Source organism: Glaciimonas sp. Gout2 (genome assembly GCF_035018905.1).
GTDB lineage: Bacteria > Pseudomonadota > Gammaproteobacteria > Burkholderiales > Burkholderiaceae_D > Glaciimonas.
Map to the genome: position 1 here is coordinate 21,898 of NZ_JASJXA010000034.1, position 20,063 is coordinate 41,960.

Consider the following 20,063-nt stretch of genomic DNA (forward strand, 5'->3'; position numbering starts at 1 on the left):
GACGCGTTAGAAACTAGTTTGCCCGCAACAACGCAGCAAAATTCTGAACAACTTTCACTGGCTGGCAGCGAATGACACTCTGTATGACACACGGTGAAACGCGCGCCACAATGCATGGCAACCGATAAAGAACTTTCAGATTTTCTCGAAAACGTAGAGCGACGCGCTTTTAAACAGGCGGTGTACGCAGTCCGCAAGGACGAGTCAGCGCTGGACATTGTCCAGGACGCGATGATCAAGCTTGCGGAAAAATACGGTGACAAACCGTCTGCCGAGTTACCGATGTTGTTTCAACGCATCTTGCAAAACACGATCCTCGATTATTTTCGGCGTGAAAAAGTACGCAACACGTGGGTTAGTCTTTTTTCGAGCATGGGTCACGATAAGACCAGCGACGAAGATTATGACGTGCTTGAAACGTATGAATCAGAGGACGGCTCGCAAGCTGCTGAGTCCAGCTCGTCCCAGCTTGAACGAGAACAAATCCTCGAAATCATTGATCAAGAGGTTCAAAAGCTGCCTGGGCGTCAACGGGAAGCGTTCCTGATGCGTTATTGGGAGGACATGGATGTCGCCGAGACTGCCGCCGCAATGGGTTGCTCTGAAGGCAGTGTAAAAACACACTGCTCTCGTGCTACACACACCCTGGCACAAGCGCTTAGGGCCAAAGGAATAAGTTTATGAGCAGTAAAGACATCAATTTTGCGTACAAAGTACGCCACGCGCTTAATGAGCGTATCGACGACATGCCGACAGCCACATTGGACCGGCTGGCCGCTGCACGTCAAATGGCCTTGTCTCGCAAGAAAGCCGACAAACCTTTACGCGTTGTCGCCCACCAAAATGTTGTTGCAGGAACAGCAAATAGCTTTTTCCCACAAGCTACTTCATGGTGGACGCGACTAGGCGTTGCTGCGCCGATACTTACTGGCGTTGTGCTATTTTTCGGCCTGTATCAGTATGAGCAACAACATCGTATAACCGAAATTGCGGCTATTGACGCCGCTGTACTTGCTGATGAAGTCCCGCCTTCCGCTTATTTAGACCGAGGTTTTGATACTTATCTTGCCAAACACGAAGAATAAGAATGGCGCTAATACCAACAATAGAAAATAATGAAGAGCGACTTGCAGCGACTGCGCTGTCAAATAGCAAAGCCACATCTATAGGTAAACTTCTATCTTTAAAGCACCTTGCTAAATCGCGTACTTTTATGCTTACCTTATTGACAGTATTAATGTTAATAATGAGCTCTGCGTCGGTGCTGATGCGTCCTTCACATGCTGCCGATGCCCTTGGTGCGAGCGCCAGCACAAGTACTGTAGGCAACAACAGTAAGGCGACAGGCGAATTGGCGATCAAGCCAAAACCTGCCAATCCATCAAAGGTCAACAAACCGACCGACAGCAAAGCCGAATGGGAAGATCTTACTGCTGCACAGAAACTGATATTAGCGCCGCTGGCTTCTGGCTGGAATAGCTTAAAACTCTCCACTCGAAAAAAGTGGGTTGAGATCAGTAAACGTTTTGCCAGCCTGAGTCCTACCGAACAATCACGGGTTCAGGACCGAATGCATGATTGGGTAAATCTGACACCTGAACAACGGCGGGTCGTGCGTGAAAATTACGCTAGGAACAGAAGACTGGACACCGAGCAACGAGCGAAACGTTGGGCAGAATATCAACAATTGCCGGAAGCAGAAAAACAAAAATTAGCAGCAGAAGCGGCGGCGGCAAATAACCGCAAGCGCATCACTGCGCAAGTGCTGTCGCCCCAAACCAAACCTAAAGAAGCAAAACCAATTCAGCTGGCACCGAAACCAGTGCCTGCTGCGGTGCCAGCGCCGGCGCAAACTGCGAGTCCGGCATCGGCCGTTGATGCAGTTGGCCATTAAATCAGATCTGGATAGGTCACGACATTGCCGAAGCGGTCGATGCTAAAATTTGACGAATAGTCAGCACTGTAAGTCGGCTAAAAGTAAGCTATAAGTCGGTTATATTGATCGCCACACGTACAAAGAAATAATCGCACCTTGAATCCTTCCGCGCCATCCAACGATACCGTTATTTCCACTGAACCCGCAACGCCATCGCTTAAAAGGCGCTTTGGCAGCATGATGTACGAGGCAATGCTGCTGTTTGGCATCCTGTTCATCGCCGGTTTGCTTTTTTCGACATTGCTACAGCAACGCAACGCATTGTATTTGCGGCACGGCCAGCAAATATGGCTATTCGTGGTGTTGACCGCGTATTTTGTCTGGTGCTGGAGTCACGGTGGTCAAACGCTGGCTATGAAAACCTGGCGACTCCAGTTGATCAATAAAGATGGTAGCGCAATGAAGGCAAAAGACGCTTTGGCGCGCTATTTGTTAGCATGGCTATGGTTTCTTCCTGGATTGATGCTCGCCTGGGCTTTCGGCGCGCACACCTGGATGCTGGCAATCGTTCCCGTTTTGAATTTTGTTTTATGGTCACTCACTATTTATCTTGACCCACAGCGTCAGTTTTTGCATGACCGACTGGCGGGGACCAAATTAGTAGACATGGTGGAAAGCGTAAAGCCGCCAGGAAAAAGACGCTGGTATCATTAAAGACTAGGGGCCTTACAATCCAGCTACGTCAAATCTCGAATCCCTTGGTTAGCCGCTTTGCAATACCGCCAGTTCTTCTTCCGAAAATCCTGCCGCGCGGCGTGCGTCCAAATTAAAAGGTCCACGCAAAACCGGTGCTTGATATTGGACTACCAGATTGGCAAAGGCTGCAATCGGCTCAAGCTGGCGCTCTTTACACAGCCAGTTATACCAATGGTTACCAATCGCGACATGACCCACCTCTTCCCGTAAAATAATGTCGAGAATCTCGGCCGCGGCTAAGTCTCCGGCCTGCGCAATTTTTGCCCGCACAGCGGGTGTGGCATCCAATCCACGCGCCTCAAGGGTACGCGGCACCAACGCCATGCGTGCCAAAATGTCATCTTTTGTTTTTTCAGCCATTTCCCACATGCTGTTATGCCCGGGGAAATCACCATAGGCAAACCCTAAGGTCTGCAGATGTCGCGCCAACATGCCAAAGTGTTGCGCCTCCTCCACCGCGACACTCAGCCAGTCAGTGTAATACTGGTCCGGCATAGCAGGAAAACGGCACACAGCATCTAACGCCAAATTGATAGCATTGAACTCAATGTGTGCCAGCGCGTGGATCAGTGCGGCGCGGCCTTCCTCGGTGCGCATGGACCGATGCTTCAATGTTTTAGGCAATACGAGTTCGGGCCGAGACGGGCGACCCGGAATCGCGCCTGCTTCAGCCTCACCCACCAGCGAAGCATGCGCATCCAATGTAAGGGTGTTATTTTTGAAATCAGCGTTTAATGCCGCTACCTCCAATACCTTTGCCGCAGGATCGCGCAATAGCAAGCAGCGCAAGGCCGATGCACGCAACTCGGGCAACAGTTCAGGCGATAATACTGGTGGTAACTCTGCTTCTGGAACAACAAAAATAGGTTCAGACATACTCTTCATGCTAGCAGCGGTAAAATAGGATTTTTAGGAATAATTGCGATTTAAGTTACAACAAACCGCGGCGTAAAATGTAAATAAATTTCGTCAAAACCTGGTGCAGGAATAAAGTAGATAAATATAATCAATTAAATAATCTACAAAACGATCCTGTCACCGATCAAAACAAACACCCACATTCTACGGAGAATTATGAGTATCTACCAACTTGGCGAACATTGCCCCGACGTTGACCCATCCGCCTACATCACAGAGAGCGCGACGCTTATTGGCAAGGTTAAGATTGAGGCCAGAGCCAGCGTCTGGTTCGGCGTTACCATTCGTGGAGACAACGAACTGATTACGGTCGGTCTCGGCAGCAATGTACAAGAAAACTCAGTTTTGCATACTGATCACGGCTATCCCCTTACTATTGGCGAAAATGTCACTATCGGTCATCAAGTTATGTTGCACGGATGCACCATTGGCGATGGCTCGTTGGTTGGGATACAGGCTGTGATACTCAATGGTGCCAAGATCGGTAAAAATAGTCTGGTTGGCGCTGGTGCTCTGGTAACCGAAGGCAAAGTCTTTCCCGATAATGCATTGATTATGGGAACGCCAGCCAAGGTGGCCCGCATGTTAACGGAAGAAGAAATCGCCAAGTTGGTAAAAGGCGCGCAAACTTACGCCGAACGCGGTCAGGAATATAAAACCCAACTTAAAAAAATCGGCTAGAGAGTAATGACCGAAAAAGGTACAAAGAACGTAATGGATATGAGTAACGATAATCTACAAAAATTTATGATCGAAAACGCCTCGGTTCGAGGCGAGTTGGTTGAACTTTCTAACACTTGGCAGCAGGTATTGGCGCGTCGAAACTATCCGCCAGCAGTGACTAATTTGCTGGGCGAAATGATGGCAGCGGCCGCCTTGTTGAGCGCCAATTTGAAATTCAATGGCGTGATCGTGATGCAAATTCACGGGGATGGCCCGATCCGCCTGTTGGTGGTCGAATGCGATGCCAAGTTGCAGATGCGCGCCACAGCAAAACTAGTCCCCGATACGGTAGTAGAGGATGGTGCTACATTGGCCCAACTGGTGAATGTCAACGGTCATGGTCGTTTTGCCATCACACTTGATCCGCAAGACAAAATGCCAGGACAACAACCCTATCAGGGAATCGTGCCTCTCGATGGCGATAACGTTGCGGAGGTGATCGAAAATTACATGCTGCGTTCAGAGCAACTTGATACAAAGTTGTGGCTGGCTGCTGATGCCAACGTCTCGCGTGGTTTGCTATTACAAAAGTTGCCCAACCATGGCGGGATTGGCATTACTGAAGAAGACCCGCTGGAAAGCTGGAATCGCGTGTCTATGCTGGGTGCGACATTACGTCCCGCTGAAATGCTATCGACCGATATTCAGACATTATTGCGACGTTTATTCTGGGAAGAAACAGTCCGCGTTTTTGAACCACAACACCCTAGTTTTGTGTGCAACTGCTCACGAGAAAAGGTAGGCAACATGCTGCAGATGCTGGGACAAAAAGAAGTTGATGAAGCGATTGCTGAGTTGGGCAACGTATCGGTCGACTGCGATTTTTGCGGTCAAAATTATGCATTTGACAAAGTCGACTGCGCGCACCTTTTCGCTATCAGTGCACCTGTAGAGACCTTGTTAGGTACCGGAAATATTAAGCATTAAGCACGTATTAATTCGTAGGTAATAAGCATTAGCAACAGGCAAAGGGAGTGCCCTTTCCTATTGTAAAGATCACGATCCAGCCCGATACCTTAAAGGGTTACCGGCGCTGGCAATCTTGCAAGATATAAATTGGATGGAATGATCTTGGGGAATTTCAGTTGTTGCACTTAACGCTAGCTAAAGCGTAGACAGATTAGTCCCGTACTTGCTGCGCCACCCGTTGAGCAATGTTGACTTGTGCTTGTTTCAACACTCGCTTAGCGGTCGGATGAACAGGCTTAGCAGACTTCAAACCCGTGGTCTTCTTTGGCGCTTTATCTTCTGTCTTGCCCGGTATCGCAGCGCCCACCTTGTCTGACAATAGTTGCGCTTCCTTCAGCGTCGATACCAGTTCAGTATTGTTCGGATCTAATATCTGGACGAAAATTTCATCCTGTTTGATCATGCCCAACTCAGTACGAGCGCGCTCTTCGACAGCACCGGTCCCTTCTTTCAAATCATGTACTTCCGAATCCAGCTTGGCATTCCTTGCTTTCAGCTCGACGATTTTTTCATGCGCAGTGGTGACTTGCTGCCCCATATCAGCGACTCGCAGCCAGCCGCCTTTTCCTAACCACAAAGGGTATTGGATCAACGCCAACAACACAGTAAGGCAAATAGCGATAAGACGCATTAACAATCCATATTCAATTTATGCAAATCCGGCCAGCGATTAAATTAACTCGCTGGCCGGATTTACATAAGGCAATTCGCAATACTTTTACTTCAAGTTATAAAAAGCAGCACGACCCGGATAACTGGCGATATCACCCAAATCTTCTTCAATACGCAGCAGTTGGTTGTACTTCGCCATCCGATCGGAACGCGACATTGAGCCGGTTTTGATCTGCAATGCGTTTGTACCAACTGCGATATCCGCAATAGTAGAATCTTCGGTCTCACCTGAACGATGCGAGATCACCGCAGTATAGCCAGCGCGTTTCGCCATTTCAATCGCAGCAAACGTCTCTGTCAGCGTACCAATCTGGTTGATCTTAATCAAGATCGAGTTCGCGATATTTTTTTGTATGCCTTCGCGCAGAATTTTGGTATTGGTCACAAACAGATCATCACCAACCAACTGTATTTTCTTACCCAAAGTCTCGGTAAGAAGTTTCCAGCCATCCCAGTCGTCTTCGGCCATGCCGTCTTCGATACTGATGATCGGATATTTGTCGCACCACGATGCCAGCAGACCGGTGAATTGCGCGCTCGTTAGTGTCATATCTTCACCGGCCAGCACGTATTTACCATCTTTGTAAAACTCACTGGCTGCGCAATCCAGGCCCAGTGCGACTTGTGTACCTGGCTCGTAGCCAGCCGCTTCAATCGCCTGAATGATCAACTTCAGCGCTTCTTCATGACTAGCAACTGAAGGGGCAAAACCGCCTTCATCACCAACTGATGTTGTCAATCCTTTTTCTTGCAGGATTTTTTTCAACGCGTGAAATATTTCAGCGCCGTAACGAATCGCTTCACGGAAGCTAGGAGCGCCAACCGGGATGATCATGAACTCTTGAATATCGAGGTTGTTGTCTGCGTGCGCGCCGCCGTTGATCACGTTCATCATCGGAACAGGCATTTGCATCGCACCGCTACCGCCAAAATAACGATACAGTGGCAAGCCGGCCTCTTCAGCCGCCGCTTTAGCGACTGCCATTGAAACTGCCAGCATGGCGTTGGCACCCAAACGACCTTTGTTTTCGGTGCCGTCAAGATCAATCAGCGTCCGGTCGAGGAATGCTTGTTCGTTAGCGTCCAAACCCATGATCGCTTCAGAAATTTCTGTATTAATATGTTCACAGGCAGTCAATACGCCTTTACCGCCGTAGCGATTTTTATCGCCGTCACGCAATTCGATTGCTTCCCGGGAACCAGTCGAAGCACCGGATGGGACCGATGCACGCCCCATCACGCCGGATTCTAGCAGGACGTCGCATTCGACAGTTGGATTGCCGCGTGAATCAATGATTTCGCGGCCGATGATGTCAACAATTGCACTCATGTATTTCTATCTCCGTAATGATGCGTCTTAATTAATACGTGACTAAATGTCTCACTTCATGTCTCACTTAGTGCCTGAATTCGTACTTAACCTCATGCTTTAGATTAATCCTCAGCTTAGTATCTCGGTTGTTGCCTAAAAAGCATCCCAAAAAAAAGTATGAGGAGAAGTCGCTTTTTGGCTATTCCAATATTGCCAGACTGACCACCGACTCTCGCCTTAAGGCGATTCATGTAACGCAATAATAATGTAGCTCGGCTAATGTAGCTTAACAAAAGTGATACGCCATCATTCCAAGATGATGACGCATATCTAAATTTTAAGCTAAATGGATCATAGTCATGCTTTAAGTCTTTGCATTACTCACAACGGCTTGCTGATGTGCTAACGCTGCAGAAATGAACGAAATAAATAATGGATGCCCATCACGCGGCGTCGACTTGAATTCTGGATGATATTGCACGCCGACGTACCAAGGATGCGCATGTTCTCCAGTTCGCGGCAATTCCATCACTTCGCATAAATCTTCGGTAGGCGTACGTGCCGAAACCACTAAACCGGCCGCTTCGATACGGTCCAGATAATGATTGTTGGCCTCGTAGCGGTGACGATGACGCTCTGTCACGGTTGAACCGTAGATTTCAGAAGCTAGCGTGTTTGGTTTGATTTGACAAGTCTGAGCACCCAGACGCATCGTTCCGCCCAAATCTGAATTCGCATCACGCGTTTCAACTTTGCCGTCGTGATTTTGCCACTCATTGATGAGTGCAACGACAGGCTGCTCGGTCTGTTCGTCAAATTCGGTTGAGTTTGCCAATGTCAAGCCGGCTACATTACGTGCATATTCGAGCAAGGCCACTTGCATACCCAGGCAAATACCCAAGTAAGGTATTTTGTTTTCCCGAGCGAACCGCGCCGCCATGATCTTACCTTCTACACCGCGCTTACCAAATCCGCCTGGTACTAAAATAGCATCGTATTTCATCAGTGAATTCGCGCCATTGGCTTCGATTTCTTCTGAGTCCAGATATTCAATGTTGACACGCGATTCTGTATGGATCCCGGCGTGACGCAAGGCCTCCGTCAAAGATTTATACGACTCCGTTAAATCTACGTATTTTCCGACTATGCCGATTGTCAGCGCGTGTTTTGGATTTTCCAGCGCACTGACAAGGTTGGTCCACATCGTCAGGTCAGCAGGACTTGGTGTCAAGCCGAGCTTTTCGCAAATGATCGCATCCAGTCCCTGATCATGGAGCATTTGAGGAATTTTATAGATTGTGTCGACATCCCACACTGAAATCACCGCTGCCATTTCAACGTTTGAGAAGAGCGAAATCTTGGCCCGCTCTTCATCCGGAATAGGACGGTCTGCACGACACAAGAGGGCGTCGGGCAATATACCGATTTCACGCAATTTTTGTACGCTATGCTGGGTTGGCTTGGTTTTCAGTTCACCGGCAGATGGCAAATAAGGCACCAATGTCAAATGCACGAATGCGGCAGCCTTGCGACCAGCCCGCAAACTTAATTGGCGTGCTGCTTCAAGAAACGGTAGCGACTCGATATCTCCGACAGTACCGCCGATTTCGACTAGCGCCACGTCAAAGCCTTCTGCTCCGCGATGAATATAGTCCTGAATTTCATTGGTGATATGCGGAATCACTTGCACGGTTTTACCGAGGTATTCACCACGACGTTCCTTGCGGATAACGGCCTCATAGACCTGTCCGGTAGTAAAGTTATTTACTTTCTTCATGCGCGTTGTAATAAAACGCTCATAGTGGCCGAGATCGAGATCAGTCTCAGCGCCATCGTCGGTGACGAAAACTTCACCGTGTTGGAGCGGACTCATGGTGCCTGGATCGACGTTGATGTACGGATCGAGCTTAATGAGGGTGACTTTTAGGCCACGCGATTCGAGGATCGCGGCGAGGGAAGCGGCGGCAATCCCTTTACCTAGGGAAGACACGACGCCGCCAGTAACAAATACAAACTTGGTCATTGCGGATGGTGCCGAACGGCACATGCGGGAAATTCGAATTATACCTCAATCGGAGGCAATTCTTACTGAAAAAAGCACGCAATTATCGTGTAGTGGTCATCGTAGCTTTGTTCCCGTTCCGATATACGCAATCTTCTGTTCGTCAAAAAAAAATTAAAAATGTCGTGGACAAAATGACATTACAAGACCGGCGTCGGCAAAAAATTGTGCATCATGTAATAATTCCGCACTACCGCACACCTCTCAATCGCCTGCCAACCTGGACTTCTCCGTGTTTTTTCTTATTTCGCATCATCATCTGTCGACGGCTCGGCAACACACTCTTCAGCGTCCAGCAATATGAGCAGACTTTTTAGCGATGTAGAAGGTGATGATGGAATTTCTGGCGCGCAGAGACGCGTCGCCATTATTGTCATGATTTTGGGTACCGGAATGACGGTCCTGGACGGCTCTATTGTCAACGTTGCACTTCCGATCATTGCGCGTGATTTACACGTCGTCCCGTCGGCGGCTGTCTGGATTGCGAACGCCTATATTCTAGCTGGTGCGATGACGATGGTGGCCTTTGCTTCGCTCGGCGACGTGATTGGTTTTCGCCGTTTGTATATGGGCGGCATTTTCCTGTTTACGCTTAGTTCGCTCGGTTGCGCTTTATCTGAGTCGTTAACGACGCTCAATATATTGCGCTTTATCCAGGGAATAGGTGCGGCTGCGGCCATGAGTATCGGTCCAGCGCTTTATCGTAATATTTTTCCTACACGTCTACTTGGATCGGCACTTGGTATCAATGCCATGGTGGTCGCGTCCTCCTTAGCCGCGGGTCCGGCTATTGGCGGCGCGATGCTATCGGTATTGAGTTGGCCCTGGCTATTTGCGGTCAATGTTCCGATCGGCATCCTTACGCTGACATTAGCGCGACGCGTGCTGCCATCTGACCGTGGTCGCGGCGGTAAATTTGACGTGGCCGGTGCGGTTCTCTCGGCGCTAGCGTTAGCCGCCATCGTACTTGCAGTGGACGGATTGTCCCGACACGATAGCTTGTTCAACGAACTGGTACTTGCCATTGTTGCCCTTATCGCCGTAGTGCTTTTTATTTTCCGACAAAAACGTGCACCCGCGCCTTTATTACCACTCGATATTTTTTCTTCGATTCGGTTTTCGATGGCCGTGGCCACGTCACTGTGCTCATTCGTCGGTCAAGGCATTGCGTTTATTGCGCTACCATTTTTATTTCAGGGCGCATATGGTTTCAGTCCACTAATGTCGGCAGCCCTATTTACACCGTGGCCCGTGGCAATCGTGATTACTGCGCCCATCGCCGGACGGCTCGCTGATCGCTACCCGGCGGCATTACTGTCCACTTGCGGTCTGGCTGTATACACAATCGGCCTGGTGTTACTGGCCTGTCTTGGCCCGCATCCATCGGTGATGGATATTTTGTGGCGCGCCTTTATTTGTGGCCTAGGATTTGGATTTTTTCAAAGCCCGAACAACCGCGAAATGATGACCAATGCACCGCGTTCGCGCAGCGGTACAGCTTCCGGCGTGTTGGCAATCGCCCGCACGTTCGGTCAATCGCTGGGTGCAGCGATGGTCGCCATCGCTTTAACGGCGGCAAGCAGTCATCTGGCTAGCACGCTAAGTGCATCACCTGATTCCTCAGTGAATATTACTTCTCCGATTAACTCTGCGTTGATCGATGCCAGTGCGGTCCATTTGTCGCTTTGGATTGCCGCTTCAGCCACGTTGCTCGCGACAATTATTAGCGCTTTGCGTATTCGACACGGAAGAGAAAATAACACCAAAATGTAACCGCGTATTGTGTGCTTGCAACTACGCGTAGCCGCTGACTAAGTAGTATTTATTGCCCTAAAGAATTTTTTATCTGAAACTGACAAATTTGTCATATTCATGACAGCCTGTCGTCCCTTGGCGGCGCTTAAAGTACGGTGGTAAACATGCCAGTCCGGCAGCTACTTGCATTGACGGACGGGCATTCCGTCCGATAGCCCAACCGCTCAATGCAGGCCATGACCTCGACCACATTTTATCCCTGTCAACACGCCCATCTGACCCGCCCTTCTGCCGTAAAAGTATCTGTTAGGGCGGCCGCAGTCACCGCAGTCACATTACTGACGATTACACTATTGGGTGGCTGCGCAGTCGGGCCGGATTACATACGGCCGCAAATCGATACTCCAAGCGCTTTTAAAGAAGATACCGCCTGGAAAACGGCAACCCCGCAACAAATCGATGCCAACCAGCAATGGTGGGAAATGTATGGCGATAGCACGCTCAATGCGCTCATCATTGAAGCCAATCGTGCCAATCAAAATATCCGTCAGGCGGAAGCCCAATATCGTCTGGCACGTGCCACCGCTGATGTCGCTCGCTCAGGTTTTTGGCCAACCGCAGGCGTCGGCATTGGAGCGGGTCGTGCGCGAACCATCAGCAGTGGCGTGGCCTCACAGGGCAATAGCTACAATGCCTCTATCAACGCCAGTTGGGAGCCGGACATCTGGGGTGGCGTGCGACGCGCGGTGGAATCAGGCGAAGCTGGTACGCAAGCAAGTGCAGCCGATCTTGCTGCAGCACGGTTGAGTATTCAGGCCACATTGGCACAAGATTATCTGCAACTGCGGATAACCGATCAACTTAAAGATTTATATGCCCGCACCGATGCGGCTTATACGCGCTCGCTTAAACTGACTCAAAGTCAGTACAACGCAGGTGTCGCCTTACGCTCTGACGTTGCGCAGGCCGAAGCACAATTAAAAACAGCCCAAGCGCAGGCTATCGATCTAAACGCACAGCGTGGCCAATTGGAACACGCAATAGCCATTTTGACCGGTAAATCACCGGCAGCCTTTTCGCTTCCCGCCATACCGTCCGCCTCACTGTCACCTTTAGTCGCGCATTTGCCCATCGTCCCGCCCGGCCTGCCCTCTGATCTTCTGGAGCGACGGCCGGATATTGCCGCCGCCGAACGCCGCGCTGCGCTTGCCAATGCCAATATAGGCGTTGCCAAGGCAGCCTATTTCCCTGTTCTGATGCTGAATGCCAGCGGCGCTTTTACTGCTGGCAGCCTGGCGACCTGGTTTGATACGCCAGGCCGCGTATGGTCGCTTGGTAGTGCGCTGGCGCAAACACTTTTCGATGGCGGATTACGGCGCGCGCATAGTGATCAGGCCATCGCATCTTATGACAGTGCAGTTGCACAATACAAACAAACGGTCTTGGGCGGCTTTCAGGACGTCGAAGATAATCTGACGACGCTGCATGTACTGGATCAGGAGGGCACCGTGCAAGATCAGGCCGTCGCTGCCTCGCAACTGTCTGAACGGTTAGCGCTGAGCCAATACCAGGCTGGTACTACGACCTACTTAAGTGTTGCCACCGCACAAACAATAGCGTTGACTAACGCTCGCACCGCCGTGCAAATACGCGGACGCCAATTGGTAGCCAGTGTCGGTTTGATCAAGGCCATCGGCGGCGGTTGGGATGTGCGCGCTTTAAGCAAAGACGCCATGAACAAGGATGCGCTAAATAGCCCTGCTATTGGCCCTACCGCACAAAACACTCAGAACAAACCCGTTATCCAAACTAATAAAACCAATTAATTTCGTGAGTAACCACATGTCCACACCATTTTTCCGCCGCCGCTCAACACATATCATTGGCGCTGTTCTTTTGATTTTGATTGCTGTCGGTATCTGGAAGGTAAAGCACAAAGTTGTTGCTCCTGTCGCTAATCAGATCCCACCGGTCGAAGCAACAACCGCGCTGGTCACACAGCGAGACATGCCAATTTATCTGAGCGGTGTTGGCACCGTCACTGCCAATGCAACGGTCGTCGTCAGAACCAGGATTGATGGTCAACTGCAGAAAGTTGCTTTCATTGAAGGCCAGGATGTGAGGGCAGGACAATTGTTAGCACAAATCGATTCACGTGCATTGCAAGCACAACTGGAACAAGCGCAAGCACAAAAAGCGAAAGACCAGTCGTTAAGCAGCAATGCCAAACTGGATTTGCAACGTTACACCGTGCTACGTCAGCAAGATGCTGCCACCCAACAAACACTCGACACGCAAAAAGCGTTAGTGACGCAGCTCGAAGCTTCAATACAAACCGACGATGCGCAGATCAGTTATGCCAAGGTGCAACTGAGCTACACCACTATCAGCGCGCCAATCAGTGGTCGCGTCGGGGCGCGATTAGTCGATGCAGGCAATGTTGTGCACGCCACGGACACCAATGGTCTGGTCGTCATCAACCAAATCGATCCAATCACCACTTTATTTACATTGCCCGAAGAAAACTTTCAAGCAATTAATAAGGCCCTTCACGGAAATCAATTGCCGCTGAAAGTCGCTGCCTATGATCGGCAGAGTAATCAGGCACTAGCCACAGGTCGCCTGAGTTTGCTTAACAACCAGATTGATACCACTTCAGGGACAGTGCAGCTTAAGGCAACGTTTGAGAATCCGACTCATGTGTTATGGCCGGGACAATATGTCAACGTCCGTCTCTACCTGACTGACATCCCGCAGGCGTTAACGTTACCGGCCGCGGCAGTTCAACGCGGTCAGGATGGTACTTACGTCTATGTCGTGAATCCCGACACTAGCGTCAAAGCACAGTCGGTGCATGTCGCACAAATACAGGAAGGTGTAGCGGTTATCGATACCGGCCTGACAAATGGCGAAAAGGTGGTCATTGACGGCCAATATAAGCTCAAACCTGGCGTCAAGATTATTGAAACCAATACGCCGGTCGCACCAGCAAAAGGAGCGACTAATTGAGCATCTCGGCAGCCTTTATAAAGCGTCCTATTGGGACGACGCTCTTAGCGATTGCTATTATGCTGGTAGGCGTTGCGGTCTGGCCGTTGTTGCCGGTCGCCCCGTTGCCGCAGGTTGATTTTCCAACGATTCAGGTATCTGCGAATCTGCCGGGCGCTAGCCCTGAAACCATGGCATCCAACGTTGCCCAACCATTGGAGCGTCAGTTTTCATTGATTGCCGGTTTATCGCAAATGACCTCAGCCAGTGCGCTTGGATCATCTCAAATTACGCTGCAGTTTGATTTAAACCGGAATATTGATGCGGCCGCACTTGACGTGCAGGCTGCTATTAATGCATCCAGCGGTCAACTACCGGCTAACTTACCGAACCCGCCTACCTTCCGCAAAATTAATCCGGCCGATTCACCGATTCTGGTCATGGCTGTGCAATCGTCGACTCTGCCACTAATTGAAGTCAACGATTACGCCGATAATATTTTGGCGCAACAAATTTCGCAGATTACCGGCGTTGGATTAGTGAATATCGGTGGCGCACAAAAGCCTGCGATTCGGATTCAAGTTGACCCGACCAAAATGTCAGCGCTGGGCATGAACCTTGAAGATATTCGTGGCGTTATAGCCAGTACGACCGTCAATCAGCCAAAAGGTACGATTGATGGCGACAAGCAAAGCTTTACCGTCTATACCAACGACCAATTACTTAAAGCCAAACCGTGGAATGACATGGTGCTGGCGTACAAAAACGGGGCGCCGATACGTGTCAGTGACATCGGTATTGCAATTGATGCGCCTGAAAACATGAAAGTTGCCGGTTGGGCCTATGCAGGTAAAGCCGCACCAGCCGACAGCACAGTGATCAATGGACGCTCGATCGTGCTGGCGATTACCAAACAACCGGGCGCCAACGTGATCGAAACAGTCGACCGGATCAAGGCCGCGTTGCCACGCTTGCAGGCAGCAATCCCACCCTCGGTGCGCGTCAACACGCTGATAGATCGCACGCAAACAATCCGCGCATCCGTGCTGGATGTAGAACTCACGCTGATGCTGACAATTGCGTTGGTGGTGATGGTTATCTTTATGTTCCTGCGCAATATCCCAGCAACATTAATTCCCAGTGTCACCGTGCCATTGGCATTAATGGGCACAGCAGCGGTTATGTATCTGATCGGCTTTAGTCTCGACAATCTGTCGCTAATGGCGCTCACCATTGCGGTGGGATTTGTAGTCGATGATGCGATTGTGATGTTGGAGAATATTTATCGTTACGTGGAAGAAGGCATGTCACCGATGGAAGCAGCGTATAAAGGCGCGGGTGAAATCGGTTTTACGATTATTTCTATTTCGGTTTCATTAATAGCAGTGTTTATTCCACTGCTCCTGATGGGCGGCATTGTTGGACGTTTGTTCCGCGAATTTGCAATCACTGTGACCTTGACCATCGTGATATCGGTGATTATTTCACTGACGTTAACACCAATGCTTTGTTCACGCTTTTTGCGCAATCATCATGACGAAAAACACGGTCGCCTGGCGCTATTATTTGAGCGCGGATTCGATGCGATGCTGGATGGCTATAAACGCGGTCTGCATGTTGTCATGCGCCATCAGTTCATTACTCTGTGCGTATTTATTTGTACTTTAGTCGCTACAGTGGTGTTGTTCGTGATTATTCCTAAAGGGTTTTTCCCGCAACAAGATACCGGCTTTATTTTCGGCTTTGCGGAGTCCGCACAGGATGCATCGTTTGCATCGATGAATGGCAGAATGTTGAAGCTTGCCGACGTTATTCGCGAGGATCCGGATGTGACCGGTTTCGGTATGAGCGGAGGGCAGACAACGTTCAATACTGGCAATTTCTTTATTAGCCTGAAGCCAAAAGACGAAGGCCGTACTTCGACTGCTGACGAGGTGATTACACGATTGCGTCCGCAGCTTGCTAAAGTTCAGGGCGTCAATCTGTTCTTGCAGGCCGGCCAGGATATTAACGTCGGAGGACGTTTATCCCGCACCCAATATCAATATACGATTACCGACTCCTCCTTATCAGAACTTGATGTGTGGGCACCAAAATTATTAGCGCGCTTCCGTCAATTACCGGCATTGACCGATGTCGCCTCCGATCAGCAAAATGCGGCAGCAACGGCGACCCTGACCATTGATCGCGCACGTGCATCAAGTTTTGGCATTTCCCCTGCGTTGATTGATTCCACTATTTATGACGCCATTGGACAGCGTCAGGTCGCGCAATATTTTACGCAGGTAAACAGTTATCACGTGATACTCGAAGTAACGCCAAAATTGCAGACCGATCCTGCATTATTTGACAAGTTGTACATGACCTCGCCGTTGACCGGACAACAGATTCCGTTATCAACTTTTATTAAGGTGGACACAACCAAGACCGGCTATCTATCGATTAGCCATCAAAGTCAGTTTCCGGCTGTGACGATTTCGTTCAATCTGGCTCCGGGCGTAGCGCTTGGCGACGCCGTTACTGCAATTCAAAAAGCGCAAGAAGAAATGGGCGTTCCGCACACATTAAGCGGTGCCTTTCAGGGCGCGGCAAAAGCATTCGGCGATTCCCTTTCGTCACAACCGTACTTGATCGCCGCAGCGTTGGTTGCCGTGTATATTGTGCTCGGCTTGCTGTATGAAAGTTACATCCATCCGCTGACGATTCTGTCTACACTGCCCTCGGCGGGAGTCGGCGCTCTGTTGATTTTGATGTTAGGCGGTTATGATCTCAGTGTGATTGCATTAATCGGGATCATATTATTGATCGGGATTGTGAAAAAAAATGGCATCATGATGGTGGACTTTGCGCTCACGGCCGAACGCGAAAAAGGAATGTCGCCGGAAGATGCTATTTTCCAGGCCTGCTTGCTACGCTTCCGTCCCATCATGATGACGACGATGTGCGCACTATTGAGTGGATTGCCATTGATGCTAGGCCACGGCGCAGGGTCGGAATTGCGTCGTCCATTGGGTTATGCAATGGTGGGCGGTTTGATTTTGTCGCAAATCTTAACGCTATTTACCACGCCGGTCATTTACCTGTATCTGGATCGCACTCACTTCTGGTACGAACGTCGTAAGAAAGAGCGCAAAGAACGTAAGGCAGCAGCAAAGAACGCTTCGCCGGTACTTGAGTAACAATAGGGAGTTGCTTTTTAATCGGTCTAGAAGTGTTGTCGAATTATTGTTAAATGAGCTTCAAGCACGGTAACTTTGGATGAATCTAAGATACGCCAAAAGTACCGTGAGCGTTACCGATACAATATAAGTGAAGTACCGGAGACTGATCCAAGTATGAAAATTCTCATAGTCGAAGATGAACTAAAGACTGCCGATTATCTTTTTAAAGGATTGACGGAACAAGGTTGTACAGTCGACCTGGCGCACAACGGCGTCGATGGCCAGCACTTAGCATTGCAACACGATTACGATGTCATCGTGCTGGATGTGATGTTGCCCGGAATTGATGGATTTTCTGTATTGCGCGCACTGCGCACCGTCAAGCACACGCCGGTCATCATGCTGACAGCGCGAGACCACGTTGAGGACCGGATCAAAGGTTTGCATGATGGCGCCGACGATTATCTGATCAAGCCGTTCTCATTTCTCGAACTGTTGGCGAGACTGCAAGCTTTAACCCGACGTGGGAGAACCCAGGAACCTGTCCAACTACGTATCGGCGATCTGCAAATTGATCTACTGAGCCGTAAAGCTTATCGCGGAGACGGTGCGACCCGCATCGATCTGACCGCCAAGGAATTTTCATTATTGGTTGTGCTCGCGCGCCGACAAGGTGAAATTTTATCCAAAACGGCGATCGCCGAACTGGTCTGGGATATGAATTTTGACAGCAATACCAATGTCGTGGAAGTCGCTATCAAACGGCTTCGAACCAAAATGGATATACCATTTAGTCCAAAGTTACTCCACACCATTCGCGGAATGGGCTACGTGTTGGAACTGAGGAAGGATCAAAAGTCCGAATGAAGCGCTCTATTACAGTCCGTCTTGTAGCGATGTTTGCCGCCGCTGCTTTGTTGACGTTTTCACTCATCGGCGCGTCTCTTTACAGCGTCGTCCACAGCGAACTTCAACGACATCAGCAAGAAGAATTGCATACGATATTCCAAGACATGCAGTACATGATTGAACATAACGGCAGCGCAGAACGCTGGCCACGTGTTCAGGCAAAACTGGATACTCTAACGCCGACCGACGGCAGTAGACGGTTCTGGGTTTTAAGCGACGACTCCCACTTTCAGTACGGTAGGGGGTTGGCTGAAATAGACGATTTGCAGCGGGATCGTGATGGCTTGGGCACCATGCAGCTTCGCAAGCGCGAATATCCCTTACTAACGATGACCAAAACCATTGACGCTTTTGAGCAACGACCGCCTGTCCGTTTGATCGTCGGTATAGACTCAGAACCATATTTTCATACCTTGCGTGCGTTCGTCATTGCGTTGATCAGTTTGTCGCTGGCGGGTGTTGTACTTGTCATGTTATTCGGCTATTGGATCGCCCAAGTTGGCTTGCGCCCATTGAAACAACTTTCCAACGAAGCCCAGATACTGAGTCCAAAAGCGCTCTCTCAGCGGCTGCAAGTCGCCCGATTACCAGACGAGCTATCGAATTTGGCGACGACCTTTAATGGTGCGCTTGACCGGATCGAAAACGCGTACACACAACTTGAAGGATTCAATGCGGATGTTGCGCACGAGCTACGCACACCATTGGCAAATTTAATCGGTGCTACTCAGGTTGCTCTCTCGCGAGAGCGCACTGCACCTGAGTTCCAAGACGTATTGCAATCGAATTTGGAGGATCTGGAACGCGTTCGGTCGATCATCAACGATATGCTATTTCTAGCACGAGCAGACCAGGGAACGCACGCTACGGGTCTGATTGTGGCGTCGATCGCGCTTCAAGTCAGTAAAACAGTGGAGTTCTTTGAATGCATTCTGGATGATTCTCACATGACGGTGTGTATCGCTGGCGATGTGAACGTAGAAGCGCCTATAGAAACGGCGCTATTTCGTCGCGCCATGAGCAATCTGCTACAAAATGCGATTCAACATTCGAGCGCCGAAGCACAGATTATCGTGACGATCACGCAGCAAAACGACGTGATACAAATTGCGGTTTCGAACCCGGGCGAACCGATTCCAGAATCACACTTAAACCGATTATTTGATCGCTTTTATCGCGTAGATGCTGCACGCCACGATCAAGGCCAACAGCATGGCTACGGACTGGGTCTGGCGATAGTCCGAGCGGTGGCAACAATGCATGGCGGTAGCGTATTTGCGTCCTGCACGGACGGCATGACGACGATCGGATTTAGCGTACGAACCGCAGTTCAACCATTAAAAAGCTAAATTAAGCCAGTGCAGCTAACACTTGCTCCGAGCGCACTACTTCGGCCTGACGCGGAAATACTTTTTGCATCAGCAATTGATGAACCTCCGCTTCTGGGTCTGCGCAACCATCCTCTACAATAAAAAGTCGATAGTCAGCATCTGCCGCATCGCGGGTAGTCGACAATACGACGCCGCTGGTAGAGACGCCGCACAACAGCAATGTATCAATATCACGCGCTTTTAGAATAGTCTGAAGCGCAGTCGTGCTGAAAGCGCCAACCCGATGTTTGAGCAGCACCACATCCGTGACTGCGGGCTTAACTGCTGCGTTAATATCTGCGCCGGGTGAGTCCGTGACCAACCATCCCGCACTCTTGATCCCACTGAACATTTTATTGCGTGCATTGACTTCCGGATGTCCGGGACGAAATCCGACCACGATGTAAATGACAGGTAAACCAGCTTTGCGTGCTGCGGCGATGGTTGCAGCAGTTGCCGTCAGAACGGGTGTCGGATCTTTTAGCAAACCTAAAATAGGTGCCTGAAAATCCATTACCAGTAACGCACTGCGAGCTGGATTGATTGTTAAAGCGTCAGACATAGTCACCCGTTCAGATTATGGTGTTTGTGG

General features: G+C 49.9%; 16 protein-coding genes and 1 pseudogene. 12 read left to right on the forward strand and 5 right to left on the reverse strand.

Going from position 1 to position 20,063, the window contains the following annotated elements; genetic code table 11:
• Positions 1-114 precede the first annotated feature (114 nt).
• The 4 genes from QN379_RS18620 to QN379_RS18635 all read left to right on the forward strand — a co-directional run bounded on the left by QN379_RS18620 (position 115) and on the right by QN379_RS18635 (position 2,590).
• Positions 115-684 carry an RNA polymerase sigma factor gene (locus QN379_RS18620; RefSeq protein ID WP_322237295.1) on the forward strand — a complete coding sequence of 190 codons (570 nt, stop codon included), beginning with the start codon at positions 115-117 and terminating at the stop codon, positions 682-684.
• A complete protein-coding gene (locus tag QN379_RS18625) occupies positions 681-1,085 on the forward strand; it encodes a DUF3619 family protein (protein ID WP_322237293.1) in 405 nt (134 codons plus the stop codon). The genes QN379_RS18620 and QN379_RS18625 overlap by 4 nt, the downstream gene beginning before the upstream one ends.
• 161 nt (positions 1,086-1,246) lie before the next feature.
• The gene (locus QN379_RS18630; RefSeq protein ID WP_323507281.1) at positions 1,247-1,894 is read left to right on the forward strand and encodes a DUF3106 domain-containing protein; all 648 of its coding nucleotides are present in this window, start codon (positions 1,247-1,249) and stop codon (positions 1,892-1,894) included.
• Between the two features lie 138 nt (positions 1,895-2,032).
• Positions 2,033-2,590, forward strand: a complete 558-nt coding sequence (locus QN379_RS18635) for an RDD family protein (RefSeq protein ID WP_322237289.1) — start codon at positions 2,033-2,035, stop codon at positions 2,588-2,590.
• 48 nt (positions 2,591-2,638) lie between these two features.
• Here the strand turns inward: QN379_RS18635 and QN379_RS18640 are convergent, their stop codons facing one another.
• Positions 2,639-3,508, reverse strand: coding sequence for a ferritin-like domain-containing protein (locus QN379_RS18640; RefSeq protein WP_322237287.1), 870 nt, complete (start codon positions 3,506-3,508; stop codon positions 2,639-2,641).
• A gap of 198 nt (positions 3,509-3,706) precedes the next feature.
• Between QN379_RS18640 and QN379_RS18645 the strand changes: the two genes are divergently transcribed.
• Complete coding sequence (locus QN379_RS18645) at positions 3,707-4,231, forward strand: gamma carbonic anhydrase family protein (protein WP_322237284.1); 525 nt, start codon at positions 3,707-3,709, stop codon at positions 4,229-4,231.
• Positions 4,232-4,270: 39 nt separating this feature from the next.
• Positions 4,271-5,200: an Hsp33 family molecular chaperone HslO gene (gene hslO / locus QN379_RS18650; RefSeq protein ID WP_322237281.1), complete on the forward strand. Its 930-nt coding sequence runs from the start codon at positions 4,271-4,273 to the stop codon at positions 5,198-5,200.
• 400 nt (positions 5,201-5,600) lie between these two features.
• Here the strand turns inward: hslO and ftsB are convergent.
• The 3 genes and pseudogenes from ftsB to QN379_RS18665 form a co-directional block, all read right to left on the reverse strand.
• Positions 5,601-5,873 (reverse strand): annotated as a pseudogene (gene ftsB / locus QN379_RS23735) (cell division protein FtsB); the annotation flags it as partial.
• Positions 5,874-5,960: 87 nt separating this feature from the next.
• Positions 5,961-7,244: a phosphopyruvate hydratase gene (gene eno, locus QN379_RS18660; RefSeq protein ID WP_322237276.1), complete on the reverse strand. Its 1,284-nt coding sequence runs from the start codon at positions 7,242-7,244 to the stop codon at positions 5,961-5,963.
• 346 nt (positions 7,245-7,590) lie between these two features.
• On the reverse strand, positions 7,591-9,249 hold the full coding sequence (locus tag QN379_RS18665; RefSeq protein ID WP_322237274.1) for a CTP synthase: 1,659 nt from the start codon (positions 9,247-9,249) through the stop codon (positions 7,591-7,593).
• 339 nt (positions 9,250-9,588) lie between these two features.
• Between QN379_RS18665 and QN379_RS18670 the strand changes: the two genes are divergently transcribed.
• The 6 genes from QN379_RS18670 (at position 9,589) to QN379_RS18695 (ending at position 19,450) form a co-directional block, all read left to right on the forward strand.
• On the forward strand, positions 9,589-11,061 hold the full coding sequence (locus tag QN379_RS18670) for an MFS transporter (RefSeq protein WP_323507283.1): 1,473 nt from the start codon (positions 9,589-9,591) through the stop codon (positions 11,059-11,061).
• Positions 11,062-11,279: 218 nt separating this feature from the next.
• The gene (locus QN379_RS18675) at positions 11,280-12,869 is read left to right on the forward strand and encodes an efflux transporter outer membrane subunit (protein ID WP_323507284.1); all 1,590 of its coding nucleotides are present in this window, start codon (positions 11,280-11,282) and stop codon (positions 12,867-12,869) included.
• 16 nt (positions 12,870-12,885) lie between these two features.
• Positions 12,886-14,052, forward strand: a complete 1,167-nt coding sequence (locus QN379_RS18680) for an efflux RND transporter periplasmic adaptor subunit (protein ID WP_323507285.1) — start codon at positions 12,886-12,888, stop codon at positions 14,050-14,052.
• On the forward strand, positions 14,049-17,210 hold the full coding sequence (locus tag QN379_RS18685) for an efflux RND transporter permease subunit (protein WP_322237266.1): 3,162 nt from the start codon (positions 14,049-14,051) through the stop codon (positions 17,208-17,210). Before QN379_RS18680 ends, QN379_RS18685 begins: the two co-directional genes overlap by 4 nt.
• Positions 17,211-17,366: 156 nt before the next feature.
• Positions 17,367-18,059 carry a heavy metal response regulator transcription factor gene (locus QN379_RS18690; protein ID WP_323507286.1) on the forward strand — a complete coding sequence of 231 codons (693 nt, stop codon included), beginning with the start codon at positions 17,367-17,369 and terminating at the stop codon, positions 18,057-18,059.
• Positions 18,056-19,450, forward strand: coding sequence for a heavy metal sensor histidine kinase (locus tag QN379_RS18695; RefSeq protein ID WP_322237262.1), 1,395 nt, complete (start codon positions 18,056-18,058; stop codon positions 19,448-19,450). Before QN379_RS18690 ends, QN379_RS18695 begins: the two co-directional genes overlap by 4 nt.
• A 1-nt stretch (position 19,451) precedes the next feature.
• Here the strand turns inward: QN379_RS18695 and QN379_RS18700 are convergent, their stop codons facing one another.
• Entirely contained in the window at positions 19,452-20,033 is a 582-nt protein-coding gene (locus QN379_RS18700; RefSeq protein WP_322237260.1) for an isochorismatase family cysteine hydrolase, read from the reverse strand.
• Positions 20,034-20,063: the final 30 nt, after the last annotated feature.